The following is a 16,263-nucleotide window of genomic DNA, read 5'->3' on the forward strand; positions in this document are numbered from 1 at the left end:
GCCCGGCGCACGCCGGGCAGGACGTCAGGCCGCTCAGAACGTGAAGTTGGCGGTCAGACGCACCGAGCGCGGCGTGCCTGGGGTGTAGCGATAGCCAGACTTGTTGATCGCGGCCACGTACTCCTCGTCCAGCAGGTTGTATACGTTGAGCTGCACCTCGACGTTCTTGCTGACCGCGTAGGACGCCATGCCGTCGAACACCCAGTAGGACTCGACGTAGCGCGGTGTGCCGATGGCGCCGTCCTTGCCACGCTGCAGCTCGCCGACATAGCGCCCGCCACCGCCCAGCGTGACGCCGTGGCCCAGGTTGTAGGTGGTCCAGGCGGTGAACGCAGTCTTGGGTGTGTAGTTCAGCTCGCGGCTGTCGTCGTTGCCGACACCGGCCCCACTCACCACCTTGGTATCCATCACGGTGAAGCCGGCGCTGATGCCCCAGTTCCTGGTGATCTGGCCGACGACGCCCAGCTCGATCCCCTGCACGCGCTTCTTGCCGGTCTGGTGATACTGCTGATCGACCGGATCCTGCTCCACTTCGTTGCGCACTTCGGTGCGGTAGAGCGCCGCGCTCAACGCCAGCTGCCGGTCCAGCACTTCCCACTTGGTACCGATCTCAGCGGTGCGGGCCTGCTGCGGCTTGTAGTCGGGATTGCCGGCGTTGTTGGCATTGCTGCTCAGGGCGAAATTGGCGCCGCCCGGCGGCTGCTGCGAGGTGGCGTAGTTGGCGTAGATGCTGCCATTGGGCGCAGGCTTGTACAGCACGCCCAGCTTCCAGTTGAAGAGATTGTCCGCATCGTCCAGATCGGTGGCCGTGACCAGCGTGCCGCTCGGTGCACCGTTGCACGGAATCGCGCTGTTGCCGGTGCCGCCGCAGGCGGCCACGTTCAGGTATTCGGTCCTGTAGCGCTCGAAACGCACGCCGCCGTTGATCTGCCACTGTTCGTTCAGCTTGAGCGTATCGAACAGATAGGCCGCCGCGGTCCGGGTCTCGCCATCCGCATGGGCGCCGTTGGGTGCCCAGCTCATCCCGCTGACGTTGGGATCGGGGTCGTACAGATTGGCGGCGGGCCAGTTGCCGGAGCGGATCGTGGTGAGGTTGCGCTGCTTTTCGCGGGTCAGCTCGATGCCTGCACTGATCTCATGCGTGAAGCCGCCCGTTGCCAGCGTCGCGTTCAGATTGGTCTGGTTGGTCAGGATCTCGTTGGTCTGGTTCTTGAACGTAGGGTTGCTGCGTGCCAGCGTCCAGCTCGACGGATCGGCCGGGTTGGGTGTCAGCAGGTTGGGCGGCGTGCTGGTCGACGACGCCATGAACGCGGTCAACAGGTAGTCCTGGCGGGTCTTGCCCCAGCGCGTGGTGTTGCGCAGCGTCATCGTCGGCGAGAAGTCACGCTCGACAGTGAGCGTCACCATGTCGGTGCGCACGTCCTCATAGTCGGCACGGGTGCCGTAGAAATTGGTGGGGTCCACCCGGCCGGCGTCGTTGAGGAACGGCCGGGCCGGGTCGGGGGTGCTGTAGCCGGGCAGGCCGACAGTGGACACGCCGCCGTCCGGCACGTTGTTCTGCTCGACATGCAGGTAGTCGAGATAGGCACGGGTCGGCGAACCGAGCCCGTAGGCCAGCGACGTGGCCACGCCCCAGCGGTCGTTCTCGACCTGATCGCGCGCCGGCACGCCATCCTTCTGGCCCATCACGTTCACGCGCAGCGCGGTGCCTTCGACGGCGGTGATGGCGCGGTTCAGATCGGCGGTGGCGCGCAGGTAGTCCTCGCCACCGGTGAGCGAAGCCGAGCTTGCGTCGTCCAGCGCGGCGCGCTTGGTCGCCAGATTGATGGCGCCGGTGGGCGCGCTGCGGCCATAGTCGGTGCCGGCCGGGCCCTTGGTCACTTCGATCTGGCTGATGTTGAAGGTATCACGCGAGACCGAGCCCAGATCGCGCACGCCGTCGACGTAGATGCTGCTGGCGCTGTCGAAACCGCGCATGTAGATCGCGTCACCGGTATTGGTATTGCCGTTCTCACCCAGGAAGAAGGTGCTCACGCCGGCACTGTTGCGCAGCGCCTCGCTCAGCGTGCTGGCCCCTTGCTCCTTGAACAGCGCATCGGTGATCACCGACACGGTCTGCGTGGTGTTCAGCAGCGGCTCGGTGAACTTGGGCGAGGCGACGCGCTCGGCCTTGTATTCCGGCTGGGCGCCCGACACTGTGACAGTCGGCAGTGTGGTCTCGTTGGCGACGGCGGGTACGGCCATGGCCAGCAGCGTGGCGGTCGCGGTGCTGGTGATCACCGGCATGCGGCGGGCACCGTGCCTGCGGCTACGGATAAGGTCAGTCATCGGTATCTCCCTGAGTGGTGTCTTGTACGCTGGCGCTCTGACGTTGCCATGCGAATGCGAACTTTTCTCAATTGTAATGGAACAAAATGAGAATTACTACCATTTGCAAGAATGAAAGCGATATGTCGCCCAACCGGCTGATTTCCTTACAGGCGCGTTCCGCCTGGATGTGCGGCCCGAAACGGCATGTCGCGCAGTCGGGTCATGCGATCACCCGTTTCAGCACGTGCAATCGACCACTGGCCGCCACCATCCTGCGCCGGCCGCCATTCAGGCCATACTGAGGCCGGTGAAGCAGAACGAGCCGCCCCTTACCCCCCAGGAGAACCAAGATGGTCAGCAAGAACACGATTTGCCTCTGGTACGACGGCACCGCGTTGGAAGCCGCCGAGTTCTACGCCAGGACATTCCCCGACAGCGCGGTCGGTGCGGTGCTTCGCGCACCGGGCGACTATCCCTCGGGCAAGCAAGGGGACGTCTTGACCGTCGAGTTCACGCTGATGGGCATCCCCTGCCTCGGTCTGAACGGCGGCCCGGCCTTCAAGCACAATGAGGCGTTCTCGTTCCAGGTGGCGACCGACGACCAGGCCGAAACAGACCGCCTGTGGCACGCGATTGTCGGAAACGGCGGCCAGGAAAGCGCATGTGGCTGGTGCAAGGACAAGTGGGGGCTGTCGTGGCAGATCACGCCACGCGTCTTGACGGCGGCGATCGCCGATCCCGATCCAGTGGCAGCCCAGCGCGCGTTCGAGGCCATGATGGGGATGGGCAAGATCGACATCGCCGCGATCGAGGCCGCCCGGCGCGGCTGAGGTGGTCGGCGCCGACCCGGCGCTCCTGCCATTGCTGATGATCCTGATGATCCCGCCACCCGGATCAGCAGGTGCAGAGACGGTCGGCAACGCGCCGGGCTGATCGGAACCACCGATCAGGCCCGGGGCGGATCGATCGGTACATGCCCGACATATTGCGCAATGGCATCGGCGGTACTCGAAGCGCGGCGCGCTGTGCCCCCCTCGCACTTTGCCAGCCATGCGGCAATGCAAGCGCTGCACCGCCGGATCAACCGGGGAACGGCCGCTGACGCATGCGGCGCTGCCTGCCGGCCACAGGCCGCGTGTCTGACCGCCGATCCGCCTCAGCTATCCAGGCGGAATTGCATCGGCACCGTCACCGTCGCCTCCACCGGCTCCTTGCCGCGCATTGCCGGCTTGAAGCGCCAGCGCTTGACCGCCTCCAGCGCTGCATTGTCCAACCGGCTGAAGCCGCTGCTCCTGGCCAGGGTCGCACTCAGCGGCAGCCCGGCGGCGCTCACCTTGACGCGGACCAGCACGGTGCCCTCCTCGCGCAGCACCTGGGACTGTCGCGGATAGCCGGGCTTGGGATTGTTCAGGTACGCAGCATCGAATACCGGCTGGGTCTCGGGTTCCGGTGCTGGCGCTGGGGCGGGCGATGGCGCGGCAACGGGCGCCGGGGCGGGTGCAGCAGGGGCTGGCTCGGGGGCCGCAGGTTGGACCGGCTCCGGCGGCAGGCGCACGGCGTTCTCGGCCGGTGCCTGCGGCGCCGGCAGGGGCCTGGGTTGCGGCTGCGGCCGCTTGAGCACCGGACGGGGTTCAGGGCGGGGCTGGGGCTTCGGGGGCGCCGGCACCGCCTCGGGTTGGGCCGCCGGCAGCTCCACATAGGTGAGCACCGGCGCCGTCACGGGCTCAGGCGGTGCGCTCCACTGCGATCCTTGGATCACGCCGTAGATCAGGACCGCATGGGCCGCACAGACCGCAGTCACGCCGATATAGCGATAGGTAGACATGCGGCGATTTTAAATGATAAGGATTCTCAACATCAATCGAATTTCGAGCCACCACGCATCCACGCCGTGACCAAGCCCGCAAGCTTGGTTACAATGCCGCACCCCGCTCCCGCAGCCATCCCGCTCCTGGGCCGGGCCGCCGTGTCATCTGATGCAGGTTGCCGTCCGCTGACGTTGATGGGGCAGCAAAATCACAGGAAGAGTGGCCGAGTGGTTTAAGGCACCGGTCTTGAAAACTTGCGTTAAGACGGTAGCGAAGCAAGAAAAAACGCAGTAAAAACAATGCGCTAAATGAATCCGCGCAAAGGCGCTTTTGGCGCTGTTTAGCAGATTCTTAGCGCATCACGGAATTAGGTGGGTTGGCAGAGCGGTTGAATGCACTAGTCTTGAAAACTAGCAAGGATGTAAGTCCTTCCAGGGTTCGAATCCCTGACCCACCGCCATCACAACACGTCCTCTCTAGCTTGCACGCCTGCTGTTAAGGATGGCTGCAAGCTCATCCACATTCAGACTGCGACCGACAAGGGTCTGCCGAATAGGCTCAAAGACCCTTAGCATTCTTCCGTAGCCTTCAAGCGTGGGGCAATGTGAGTTGAGGTCACGATGCCCTTCACGGAAGCGGCTGAACCTGTCTAGGTCGTTGATGAGGAAGCGCGCGATACCAAGGTGCTCAGACTCGTTGTTCCCGTCAAAACCAAGGAACTGCACATGCTTCCCAAACGGGTCTGCTTCCTTGGCGAGACGTGCCTTGCTCTCTTCCCCAAGCCCTTCAAACGCTTCCTCCATGAATGACCACATGTCGAGCACATCGACAACGAAGCGCACGCGGCTCTGTTTGTCGGCATGCCCGTGAAAGATTCCGGGCATCTCCCAGCCAAGCGCCCAGTAGTGCCCGCCTAGGATGACCTTCTCAACGAGATCGACATTCGTATCCACTTCGACGCCGGTCTTCTTGATTAGCTCGGCCAGCATCATCGCAATCAACTTCTCGCCGTCGCTCAGATGTGGTGCGCGCCCCTTGTTGTCGTGTGCCAGCCCCGCCTCAATGAGCCTCCGCACAGCCTCTGCCCGCGAAGGCGTGTCGTCCTCACCTTGCCTCCATTGGTCTAGCCGTTCCAGAAGATCGCTGTCGATCCGCATTTCAAATCGTTCGCTTGCCATAATAAACTACGTAATGTTTAACGTAACACCGTACATCATACCGTAACGAACTGCGATTGCAAGCCCTCGTCGGTTTGCGTCTTGGGCGTCGCGTTTTGTCAGGGCAAGCCCGCCCGATCAAGTCCAAAAAGTCGTTGCCGCTTCTCGGAGACCTGTCTTGCAATGTGCGCACTTCAACTCGCACAGGAGCAACGACATGGAACAAGCCAAGATTTACACGAAACGCGAGAACGCCCGCCGCCCAGGTGTCGCCGCAGGGGTGCCCGCCGAACTGGTGGAAATCACCGTGCATAAAGTCCGCGGAGGACGTGCGCTTCGGCTGGAAGGCGATGGAAGCACCGGCACCCGCTGCCGAGGATGATCCTCGCTGCCATCCCCAGCTTCGTTTCCGGTTTTGCCGACGCCCCATACCGGTGGCAACGCTGTTGCCCCCTCTGAAGGGGCAATCCGGCTAGGCAGCGGGTGAGTATGCTCCAGCAGTCGGGTACCAGGCTGATGTGGATGCCCTTCGGCAACCTGCTGTGGCCGTACGGCTGTGCAGATCTTGTCGTCGGCGCGATCACTGGACCTCGTGTCCACGCACCGGCCAACTGCCCGATACACAGGCCAACCGATGCCTGCGGACGCCGGGCAGCGCGTAGTGGACGACCGGCACACCGGCGCGGCATCGGTCCCAGGCGCTGTCCCCCGAAGCAGGCCACTAGCCGATCGCCTCGACCAGCTCGCAGTGGCGGGTCTGGTCGACCTGGGATAAGACTACAGAGGCGGCCATGCTGCTGGCTCATGCCACAGCGCGCTTGTCTGTGGGAGACGCGTTCGCTCACAATTTGTGCCGGGGTAGGGCAACGCGCAGAGTAGGCCCACGCGTCCCGGTCCGGATCGCCCCCCCCTCCCCAACACCACGCCTGCCACATACAGGATGACCTGATGAGCCCCACCGCCTTCGTTGTTGCCGCCTACATTGCCTGGACCCTGATGCTGATCATCGCGATCGAAGCGGTGCGCACCCTGGCGGTTCTGCGCCAGGGGCGTGCTGCCAATACCTTCCTGCCTGATGGCACTGACATCTCCCCGTTCGCGCACCGACTGAGCCGTGCCCACGCCAATTGCTACGAAAGCTTCCCGCTGGTCGTCGGCCCGTTGCTGCTGGCGCTCGCAATCGACCATCCGTCACTGACCGACCCGTTGGCACCCTGGCTCCTGGCAGCGCGGATCGGCCAGTCCTGCGTGCACTTGGCGTCCATCAGCCTGCCTGCCGTACAACTGCGTTTTGCTTTGTTCGCGGTGCAGTTGGGCCTGGTTGCATGGATGCTCGCGCGTCTGATTCCGGGTGGGTTCGCCAGCTGAATCGCCAATGGCATCGATCCGTGGCGTCTTCGGCATCGCGGCGGCGCCTCACAGCGTAGTCGGTGCCGCGACACGGCCTTGATCACACAAGTCAACCAAACGTCACACCAATGCCAGCAAGCCTGCATCGGACTGTCTACACTCCTTCGGCATATCTTCCCCGCATAGCCGCAAGGATTCCGCCATGAGCACGCCGAACGCCTCCCCCACACCTGACCGTCCCGGCTGCGATACGCCGGTCCAGCTGCCGCCGGTGTTGCCGCCCAGCCCCTGTTGCTGCGACAGCGACCCGATCACCGGGCTCAAGCAGTTGTTCGTCGACTATTTCCAGGGCCGCGGCATGGCGGCAGGGCGTGATCCGGCGACGCGGCCGGTGTTCCTGCGGCTGCACGGCGTGGCGCATGGGCGGCTCGTGATCGACCCCGACCTGCCCGAGGCACTCAAGGTGGGGGTGTTCGCCCAGGCGCCCGAATACCCGGTGTGGGTGCGCTTTTCCGCGGACGTGCAACCGGGCGTGCCGGATCTCAAAGGCACCACTGGCATCGCGATCAAACTGTTCGGGGTGACGGGACCCAAGCTGCTGGCGCCGGACGAGGCGGCCACCACCCACGATTTCATCCTGCAGAACCACGATGTGTTCTTCGTCGATACCGCCAAGGACATGTGCGAGTTCACCTGCCAGTCGCTGCACGGCAACAGTGACGACTACCTGAAGGCGCATCCGGTCACGCAGCAGGTCCTGAACGAGATGGAGAAGGTGGTCGATTCCGCGCTGACCACCCCTTACTGGAGCGTGCTGCCGTCCTGTTTCGGCGAGGGGCGCTTTGTCAAATACAAGCTCGAACCGCTGTCGGCGCCGGCGGCCGAGGCACAGCCTGACTTCAACGATCCGTTCTACCTGCGTGCCGATCTGCAGGCCCGGCTGGGCAAGGGCCCTGCGCGCTTTCGCTTCCTGGTGCAGTTCCAGACCGATGAGCACGATATGCCGCTCGATGCTGCCACCGTGCGCTGGAGCGAGACGGCGAGCCCGCCGGTGCAGTTGGGCATCCTGGAGCTGCCGCAGCAGGATCTGGGTGAGCGCGGGCAAGCCACCTACGGCGAGAATCTGGCATACAACCCGTGGCACGCGTTGCCTGAGCACCGCCCGGTGGGCAGCATCGCCGAGGCGCGCAAGGTGGTGTACCGCGCCTCGGCGGCCAACCGGCGCAATGTGAACGGCGTGCCGCTGGCCGAACCGGCGGTGCCACGCCCGGCGCAGTACGCCCCCGGGGTCGACTATCCGGCGGCCCGCGATACGCGCATCGTCCGCGCCGCCATCCACCCGGCCATCGGCATCGCCCGCGTGGGCAACAGCGAGCATGATTTCTACCTGGGCCCGCAGGTGACCGAGCCGGCGCCGCAGCCGCTGGGCTTCTACCGCGACGCCACCGGGGCGCTCAAGCGCGAGGCGGCGCAGTTCCGTCTCTACGGCTACAACGCGGCCGGCGAGGTGGTGCGCGAGCTAACCTCGGACTGGGCCGACATCGCCTGGACTGTCCACCTGGCCAATCGCAAGGCCGCCTGGTATCAGTGGCAGATCGCCATGGATATCCCCGAGGCGGCCGAAACGGTGCTGCCGCGGCGCAACCCCAAGGTCACTGCGCGCGACAGCCTTGTCATCGACGCCGGCCGCCAGCGCATCGCCGGGCCGAACGCGCAGCCGCTGTCATGCAGCGGCCAGTTCACCGGGGTGCCAGTCAAGCTGGGCGAGCTGCGCACCGACGCGCACGGCCGGCTGCTGGTGCTAGGTGGCCACGGGGTGTCGGCCTCGCCCGCCGGCACCCCGATCTTCATTCCCAGCGACAGCAATTCCTTCATCAATGCCGACGGCTGGTACGACGACACCTGCGACGGCACGGTCGAAGCCAGCGTCAATATCGAAGGTCGCGACATCCCGGTCGAAGCGGCATGGGTGGTGACCGCGCCGCCCAACTACGCACCGCAGCTCAAGGCCGAGCGCACACTGTACGACCTGCTGTACGACCTGTACGTAGAGGCCGGCTGGCTGCAGGCGCCGGCCACGGTGTCGTTCGCCGACGATGTGTATCCCATCCTGCAGCGGCTCACCGGCCTGCAATGGGTCAACCAGGGCTTTGCCACGCTGTTCGGCCACAACGGCCGCTATGACTTCGAGAACCCGGCATTGCTGGCGCAGCTCTCGGCGCTGCCCCCTGCAGGCCAGTACGATCCGAACGCCGAGCTGCGGCGCCAGGTGTTCAACAGCTTCCGCCCACCCAACCCGGCCGACGGCAATCAGCTGCCGTGGCCCTGGCTCTACGGTGATGCCATGACCGTGCCGGCTGGCGAAAGCCCACGGCAGAACGCCAGTGTCAGCCAGACGCAGTACCGCATCCTGCAGCGCTGGGCCGAGGGCGACTTCGCCGCCGACTGGGACCCGCAGCGCACGCCACCGACGGACATCGACCGCGTGCCGCTCGCAGACCAGCCGGCGATGCTCGATCGGGCGGCGCTGGAATTCTGCCTCGCCGACGCCTTCCACCCCGGCTGCGAGCTGACCTGGCCGATGCGACACCTCACGCTCTACAGCAAGCCCTTCCGCATCCGGATGCGCGCGCCGGACACCCCCGAGCCCGACTACGGCCCCACGCTGGATCAGGCGGCCGCGCTTGCGGCGCAAGGGCCCCTCTACGCCCAGGGCCCGGGCGATCTCAACCGCTGGATGGGATTGCCCTGGCAGGCCGATACGGCCTGGTGCCGCGCCGGCTACGACACCGCCTACGACCCGTTCGCCCCGACCTTCTGGCCCGCCCGGGTACCCAACCACGTGCTGGCCGCCCACGACTACGCCGTCGTCGTCGACCCCTCGCAACCGCTGGCGCGCCGGATCGAGGCGTTCAGCAACCGCACCGATTGGAACAAGCCGCTGCACGGCAACACCGCCGGGCAGATGGAACAGATGGTGCGCATCTTCGGCTCGATGGGCCTGCTCGAAGTGCGCCCGGGTGTGGCGTCCAGTCCGGATTTCCCGGCAACCATGATGGTGGCGTCGTACGGTCCGGATGTCGCACCGGCAGACGCGGCGAGCCTGAGCGATGCGGCCCGGGCCGCATCGGCGCTCAAGGCCGCGTCGGCGGAGGGGCTGCCCAAGGCACATCCCAAGGCGCGCCCCCTGCCGCAGGGTGCCAACTTCGATTCGCACGACGAAGCCCGGTCGGCACCGCTGCCGGTACGACGCGGCAAGCGGCACGGCGGCTGATGACATCGGTCGACGTTGCGATTGCCGGCGGTGGGCCGGCCGGCGCCGCGGCCGCCATCGTGCTGGCGCGGGCGGGGCTGCGGGTGCTGCTGGCCGAGGCCCGCGCCGGCGCAGCGCTGATGGCCCCGCGCATCGGCGAAGGGCTGCCGCCCTCGGCCCGCCCACTGCTGCAGGAGCTGGGCGTGCTCGATGCGGTGCAGGCGGATGGGCATCGGACCAGCCCTGGCACCCTGGCCTGCTGGGGTGCGGCCAGCCCGCACGCCAACGATTTCCTGTATCAGTTGCATGGCACAGGATGGCAGCTGGACCGGGTCCGGTTCGACGCCCGGTTGCGCGAAACGGCCGCCGCGGCCGGTGCCCGGCTCATCGCCCCGGCCCGGCTGCACCTGCGGCAGGCGGCAGACGGGAGCTCGCCGCACCTGCTGGACATGCAGGCCGGCGGCACGCCGGTGCGGACGGTGCAGGCGCAGTGGCTGATCGATGCCAGTGGCCGCAATGCGACGCTCGCCCGTGCGCTGGGTGCGGTACGCATCCGGCACGACCGGCTGCTGGCATTCCACCAGCGGCTTGCCAGTGCCACCGCCATCGATCGGGACGGCCGCACCTGGGTGGAGGCGGTCGAGGAAGGCTGGTGGTACAGCGTGCTGCTGCCGTCAGGCGAACGGCTGATCGCCCTGCTCTGCGATGCCGATGCCGACCGGCGTCGCGCGCTGCTGGGCGGCGGCCTGTGGCAGGCACTGGCCGGAGCACCGCACCTGCACCGCTGGTGCCACGCGCACGGTTATCGGCCAATCGGCCGTGCCTGTGGCGCAGATGCCTGCAGCCAGATGCTGGATCGGGCTGCCGGCCGACGCTGGTTGGCAGCGGGCGATGCAGCGCTCGCCTTCGACCCGCTGTCGTCCAAGGGCATCGCCACCGCACTCTACGGCGGCATGCAAGCCGCGCACGCTCTCCTCGCCGCACTCGCGGGTGACATCGAAGCCCCGGCACGGTTTGGCACGCACCTGCACCATATCCATGCGATCTACCGGCAGCAGCTGACACAGTTCTATGCGCTGGAAACCCGCTGGCCGGACTCGGCCTTCTGGTCGCCACGGCGCAACACCACCGCAGCGGTGACGACGAGCATGGCGTAGGCCGCGGCCGCCACCCGACATGCCAGCAATGATCAGGCCGAAGGCGAACCATGCGCCGGATGGCAGGCATATCCGCGCCTATCTGGCGGGCATGCTACCCTCGCGCCACGCGCCAAACCGGCGTCAGCCCCGTCCCCCCCGCATGACGATACGCTGCAAGCTCATCCTGTTGATCCTGGCCGTACTGCTGCCGACGCTGCTCGGCGCTGTCTGCGGCATCTGGTACGTCTATCGCACCCAGCATACGGCGATGGAGCAGAGCATGCGCGAGACCACCCACGCGCTGGCACTGGCGGTGGACCGCGAGATCGCCCGCCGCGACGCGGTGATTGCCACTCTGGCCACCTCGCCGACCCTGCAGCATCAAAGCGGGCTGCCGGCGTTCTATCATCAGGCCAGGCAGGTCGCAAAAGCCTGGGACAGCAGCATCATGCTGTTCGATATCGCCGGCCGGCAGATGCTCAACACCCGGCTGCCGCTGGGCGACCCGCTGCCGCAGAGCGCGGCGCTGGTCGCGCAGCACCCCAAGACCACGTCCGATTTCGTGGTGACCAACCTGTATTGGTCGGAGTCGGCGCAGCGCTACAGTTTTTCGGTGCAGCGTCCGGTGCTGCACCATGGTGAGATCGTCTACTTCATCACCATGGGCTCGTTCGCCAGCCAGATGGGCGCACTGCTGGACGAGCAACGGCTGCCACCGGGCTGGCTGGGGGTGATCGTGGACAGCAGCGGCCGGGTGGTCGCACGCAACATGGACGAGGCGCGCTTCGTCGGGCAACGCACGTCCGGCCCGCTGGCGCAGCGCCTGGCGACCAGCCGCGGCGGCTCCCTGGCGTCGGTCACACTCAGCGGCGTCCCGGTGCTGTCGTTCTATAGCAAGGCACCGGCCTCGGACTGGGCGGTCATCATCGCCCGGCCACAGCATGAGATCCGCGGCGTGGCGATCCGGGCAGTCGCCGCGGTGGCGCTGGGATCGGCCTGCCTGCTGGCGCTGGCGCTGGCGCTGGCCTACTGGTTCGGGCGGCGCATCGCCGGGCCGCTGCGCCAGCTGGACGACGCCGCACAGGCGCTGGGCCGCGGCGATCCGCTGCATCTGCCAGCGACCGGCCTCCTGGAGACCGACCGTACCGCCCGGGTGCTGCTGCATGCCAATGCGCAGATCCAGGATGCCAACCGGGTGATGGCCGAGCGGGTGGCGCAGGCGGTGGCCCAGGCCGAGCGATCGCAGCAGGCGCTGCTGCAAAGCCAGAAGCTGGAGGCACTGGGACGCTTGACCGGAGGCATCGCCCACGATTTCAACAATCTGCTGCAGACCCTTACCGTCGGGCTGCAGGTCGCCAGCCGGTCAGCCGCCGACCCCAAAGCACAGCAGGCGCTGGCGGCCTGTATCCGCTCGGTCGCCCGTGGCGGCAAGCTTACCCGCCAGTTGATGGCGTTCGGGCGGCAGCGGGCGGAGGAAACCAGCCTGGTGGCACTGCGCGAGCTGCTGCTGGGCATGGCCGAGCTGCTGGAAGGCGCGCTGCCGGGCAATATCACCTTGACGTACGACCTGAGTGAAATGCCGTGCACGGTGCGGATCGATCCGCTGCAGTGCGAGCTGGCGGTACTCAACCTGGTGCTGAATGCACGCGACGCGATGCCGCGTGGCGGGCCGGTGACTGTCACGCTGCGCCCCGCGCCGGACACGCACGGCATGGTCACGCTCCAGGTCAGCGACGGCGGTTCGGGCATGCCGCCGGAAGTGGCGGCACGGGCATTCGAGCCGTTCTTCACCACCAAGCCGGTGGGCGAAGGCAGCGGACTGGGGCTGGCGCAGGTCTACGGCTTTGTGCGGCAATCGGGTGGCAGTGTGCAGATCACCAGCCAGCCCGGCCAGGGCACCTGCATCACGCTGCAGCTCCCGGCCGGTGGCGACGCCCTGCCGCCCCGGTTCCCCGACCCGCAGCCGGCGAAGGCACCGGTTCCAGCGCACGTGCTGCTGGTGGACGACGACGACGAGGTACGCACGGTGGTGGCGCCGTTGCTGGGCGAGCTGGGCTTTGTAGTCAGCATCGCGCACGATGCCGGCAGCGCGCTGGCGTGTTACGACCGCGACCCGGCCGCCATCGACATCGTGTTCTCCGACGTGGTCATGCCGGGCCCCATGGACGGGCTGGCGCTGGCGCGCGCCTTGCATCGGCGCGACCCACACCTGCCGGTGGTGCTGGCCACCGGCTACACCGAACACGTGCCGGAAGACGATGGCTTCAAGGTGCTGGCCAAGCCTTATGCCGTGCCCGTGCTGGCGCAGACATTGCGCGAGGCACTGGCCGAACGGACACCCCCGGCCCCCTGACTCAGGCGCGCGGTTTACGCGCCGGCAACGGCTGTGGCCGCGCCTGCATGCGCTCGGCCGGAAACGGCGTCAGGAATGCCCTTGCCAGTTCGGCATTGCGGCAGCCCAGCCAGGTGTCGTAATCCTGCTCCGGCACGATCACCAGACTGCGCTTCTCGTCGTCGGGCTTGTGAAACCGCCGCATCAGCGGATGCTGGTCGGCGTTGATGGTCAGCTGGGTGAACGAATAGCTGAGACTGCCGTCGGGCTCGTCCCAGCTGCGCCACAGCCCGGCCACCGCAAACGGCGCGTCGTCCTGCAGGCCGATGCGCCAACGCTCGGCCTTGCCCGAGACATAGCAGGGCTCGAAGAACCCGTACATCGGCACCAGGCAGTACTGCCCCACGCGCCAGGCACTGCGGTATGCGCGACGCTCACCCAGCGTCTCACTGCGTGCATTCATGGTGCTGTACTTGCGCACGCCCTCCGGGATACGCCGTCGGGGCACCATGCCGTAGCTTGCCAGCACGCATTGGCGCTGCCCGCCATCGCCGACCACGATGGGGGCCAGATAGTCCTGCCAAGCCTCTTCCTGCCACGCCGGGTCGGGCGACGGCACCTGGAAATGGCCTTGCAGGGTAGCGGGGGTAACGGGCAGGAAATTGACGCACATGGCAGCTGGATACGGATGGTCAGCCGCTATTGTGCCGGGGACGGCAACACCCGTGCAGCCTTGCCGCAGGTCGATCGGCACTGAACCGGCGCCGCGGATCGGTTTCATAGGACCATCGGTCCTGGCACGCTTCAAGCCCCGCTGCATACGGCCGATATGCCTTGCATCGACCCCGGAGGCGTAGCCCATGAAGCCCTCGATCACCACCGGCAATTCCCTTGCGCAGTGGCTCAATCAACCCCGCCCGGATGCCTTGCGCGGCAGCCGCGTGAACGCCGAGCCGGTGGGCAAGGCCGACACCGCCTCGCCGCTGCAGCAAGGCAGCGCCCTGGGCGAACGGGTCGGCCGGCTCGGACAGGCCACAGTCCAGATGGCCCAGACATTCCTCGGGGATTTTGCCCGAACGCTGTTCGGCGATGCCGCCGAAGGCATGCAGGTGCAGTTCGACGCGTTCGATCTCTCCGCCAGTTCCAGCGCAGGTGCCGCGCTGCTGCAGCGTGGTGATGGGCTCAGCGCCGCGGCCTTTGAACTGCAGGACAGCAGCAGCTTCACCGGGCGCGGCACGCTGACCACCGCCGACGGCAGGACCTTCGAATTCGAAGTCGAGGTGCGTTACCAAGCGGTGCAGCAAGCCACGTACGCCAGCCATGGCGACGAAGCCGCCACCACCGACAGCGCCAGCGGTTGGCGCAGCCTGTTCGACGGCACGGCGGCCGACCTGCTGCGCCACCTGAGCGCCGAGCCGGCACGTCAGCCGTTTGCGCTGCAAGGCGCCGCTACCGATGCGCCGTTCGGCCTGCTGGGCGACATGGCGCTGCAACTGCTGGACCTGCCTGGCGGCCCGCGCTACGTCGACTTGCCGGCCCTGCTGCAATCGCGACCCGAGCAGCCGGGGTTGCGGGTCAAGGCATGACGGTTGCGGCCGGCGTGCGCGCCGCTGCGACCTGTGGCACCGCACGCGCCCCGCCATCTAGCTGGCTACACATACCTTTGTCCCACGGCCTCCCTTCACAAGGCCGCGTTTGCTCATGCCGCAGCGGGGTAACGGCACAGCGCAGCGCAACGCACTGCCGCCACACCGGTTTGGCGGTACCGCAGCGGGTGAGTTTTACAACACCGTTTTGCAAGCTTTACCCATATGGGCCTGCCGCCCCTGCTCCGCCGTGCCGCCCAGATCGGCGCCGCCGGCAGCGCCAGGCTTGGCGCAGCGGGGGTTGCGCGCCGGAATGATTGCGGATGGCACGCTCCTTGCAAACCCATCCAGCGTATCCACCCGCAACAGGAGTGACGCCATGAAACGCACATTGACTTCGCTGCTGGCCGCCTCTGCACTGATCGCTTCGAGTGCCGTCCTGGCCGAGGAAATGGGCTCGCAACAGACTGATCGGACACTGGTGCCGCCGGTTGAACAAGGTCAGAACCAGGATCTGCAAGTGGATCGCAGCTTCGGCAACTGGGGACCATGGGACAGCAACAGCGGCAGCAGCCGCTCGATGTCGCCGGGCGTCGGCAGCAGCCAGAGTGACAGCGTCGAAACCACACCGTGAGCATGATGTGGTAGGACAGCGGCAGCCTTTCGGCTGCCGCTTTTTTGTTTTACAGAACCGGGACGGATGCGCCTGTCAGCGCGACTGCAGTTTGTGTTGCAGCCAAAAGATACCGGCCACGGTCTTGGCGTCGGTGATGTGGCCCGCCAGTACGTCAGCGATCAGGTCAGGCAGGGCGACGGCCATGGTCTCGACGAACTCACCCTCGTCGGGCCGGGCCTGTCCCGCGGTCAGGCCATGCGCGAGGAACAGGTGGATGGTTTCGGTGGTGTAGCTGATCAACGGATGCAGCACGCCCAGATACGCCCATTCGCGCGCGCTGTAGCCGGTCTCCTCCAGCAGTTCACGCTGACCGCATGCCAGCGGCGCTTCATCCGGATCGAGCTTGCCGGCCGGGAACTCGATGAACACCCGGTCCAACGGATAGCGGAACTGCCGCTCCATCAGGATGCGTCCGTCGTCCAGCACCGGCAGGACCATCACCGCCCCGGGATGGAGCACGTACTCGCGGGTTGCGCTGCTGCCGTCCGGCAGGCGCACCGTATCGCGGTTGATATGCAGCAAGGCACCGTCGAATACGCGTTCGCTGGCGATCCGGGTTTCGATCAGGTGGTCGTCTTGGGACATGGGGTGGTGCGTTCCTGGCAATCGGGAAAGGGCGAGTGTGGCGCAAGCAATGGCGCGCAACAAGCGT

13 protein-coding genes and 1 tRNA gene are annotated in these 16,263 nt (G+C 66.6%); 9 read left to right on the plus strand and 5 right to left on the minus strand.

Translation table 11 applies throughout. The features are described 5' to 3' along the window. Positions 1 to 33 precede the first annotated feature (33 nt). The gene (locus N8I74_RS16235) at positions 34 to 2,328 is read right to left on the minus strand and encodes a catecholate siderophore receptor Fiu (RefSeq protein WP_263124171.1); all 2,295 of its coding nucleotides are present in this window, start codon (positions 2,326 to 2,328) and stop codon (positions 34 to 36) included. A gap of 332 nt (positions 2,329 to 2,660) precedes the next feature. Between N8I74_RS16235 and N8I74_RS16240 the strand changes: the two genes are divergently transcribed. Further along, positions 2,661 to 3,140, plus strand: a complete 480-nt coding sequence (locus N8I74_RS16240) for a VOC family protein (protein ID WP_263124172.1) — start codon at positions 2,661 to 2,663, stop codon at positions 3,138 to 3,140. A gap of 326 nt (positions 3,141 to 3,466) precedes the next feature. Here N8I74_RS16240 and N8I74_RS16245 read toward each other — a convergent pair whose 3' ends face one another. Next, entirely contained in the window at positions 3,467 to 4,135 is a 669-nt protein-coding gene (locus N8I74_RS16245) for an energy transducer TonB (protein WP_263124173.1), read from the minus strand. Between the two features lie 353 nt (positions 4,136 to 4,488). On the opposite strand from N8I74_RS16245, the gene N8I74_RS16250 reads away from it, so the two are divergent. Beyond that, a tRNA-Ser gene (locus N8I74_RS16250) sits at positions 4,489 to 4,578 on the plus strand. Between the two features lie 16 nt (positions 4,579 to 4,594). Here the strand turns inward: N8I74_RS16250 and N8I74_RS16255 are convergent. Continuing rightward, positions 4,595 to 5,296: a YfbU family protein gene (locus tag N8I74_RS16255; protein ID WP_263124174.1), complete on the minus strand. Its 702-nt coding sequence runs from the start codon at positions 5,294 to 5,296 to the stop codon at positions 4,595 to 4,597. A gap of 196 nt (positions 5,297 to 5,492) precedes the next feature. Here N8I74_RS16255 and N8I74_RS16260 point away from each other — a divergent pair, with 196 nt between their 5' ends. From N8I74_RS16260 to N8I74_RS16280, 5 genes are all read left to right on the plus strand, one after another. After that, a complete protein-coding gene (locus tag N8I74_RS16260; RefSeq protein WP_263124175.1) occupies positions 5,493 to 5,657 on the plus strand; it encodes a hypothetical protein in 165 nt (54 codons plus the stop codon). 566 nt (positions 5,658 to 6,223) lie between these two features. Continuing rightward, a complete protein-coding gene (locus N8I74_RS16265) occupies positions 6,224 to 6,643 on the plus strand; it encodes an MAPEG family protein (RefSeq protein WP_263124176.1) in 420 nt (139 codons plus the stop codon). 184 nt (positions 6,644 to 6,827) lie between these two features. Continuing rightward, entirely contained in the window at positions 6,828 to 9,899 is a 3,072-nt protein-coding gene (locus N8I74_RS16270; RefSeq protein ID WP_263124177.1) for a LodA/GoxA family CTQ-dependent oxidase, read from the plus strand. Continuing rightward, positions 9,899 to 11,035 carry an FAD-dependent monooxygenase gene (locus N8I74_RS16275; protein WP_263124178.1) on the plus strand — a complete coding sequence of 379 codons (1,137 nt, stop codon included), beginning with the start codon at positions 9,899 to 9,901 and terminating at the stop codon, positions 11,033 to 11,035. The genes N8I74_RS16270 and N8I74_RS16275 overlap by 1 nt, the downstream gene beginning before the upstream one ends. Positions 11,036 to 11,177: 142 nt before the next feature. Next, positions 11,178 to 13,370 (plus strand): hybrid sensor histidine kinase/response regulator, encoded by a 2,193-nt coding sequence (locus N8I74_RS16280; protein WP_263124179.1) that lies wholly within the window; start codon positions 11,178 to 11,180, stop codon positions 13,368 to 13,370. A 1-nt stretch (position 13,371) separates the two neighbouring features. Here N8I74_RS16280 and N8I74_RS16285 read toward each other — a convergent pair whose 3' ends face one another. After that, positions 13,372 to 14,022: an SOS response-associated peptidase gene (locus tag N8I74_RS16285; protein ID WP_263124181.1), complete on the minus strand. Its 651-nt coding sequence runs from the start codon at positions 14,020 to 14,022 to the stop codon at positions 13,372 to 13,374. Between the two features lie 187 nt (positions 14,023 to 14,209). Here N8I74_RS16285 and N8I74_RS16290 point away from each other — a divergent pair, with 187 nt between their 5' ends. Then, positions 14,210 to 14,935: a hypothetical protein gene (locus N8I74_RS16290; protein ID WP_263124182.1), complete on the plus strand. Its 726-nt coding sequence runs from the start codon at positions 14,210 to 14,212 to the stop codon at positions 14,933 to 14,935. A gap of 379 nt (positions 14,936 to 15,314) precedes the next feature. Next, positions 15,315 to 15,569: a hypothetical protein gene (locus N8I74_RS16295; protein WP_263124183.1), complete on the plus strand. Its 255-nt coding sequence runs from the start codon at positions 15,315 to 15,317 to the stop codon at positions 15,567 to 15,569. Between the two features lie 75 nt (positions 15,570 to 15,644). On the opposite strand, the gene N8I74_RS16300 is transcribed toward N8I74_RS16295, so the two are convergent. Continuing rightward, positions 15,645 to 16,196, minus strand: coding sequence for an NUDIX domain-containing protein (locus tag N8I74_RS16300; protein WP_263124184.1), 552 nt, complete (start codon positions 16,194 to 16,196; stop codon positions 15,645 to 15,647). Between the last annotated feature and the right edge of the window lie 67 nt (positions 16,197 to 16,263).

This window comes from Chitiniphilus purpureus (assembly GCF_025642115.1).
Lineage (GTDB): Bacteria > Pseudomonadota > Gammaproteobacteria > Burkholderiales > Chitinibacteraceae > Chitiniphilus > Chitiniphilus purpureus.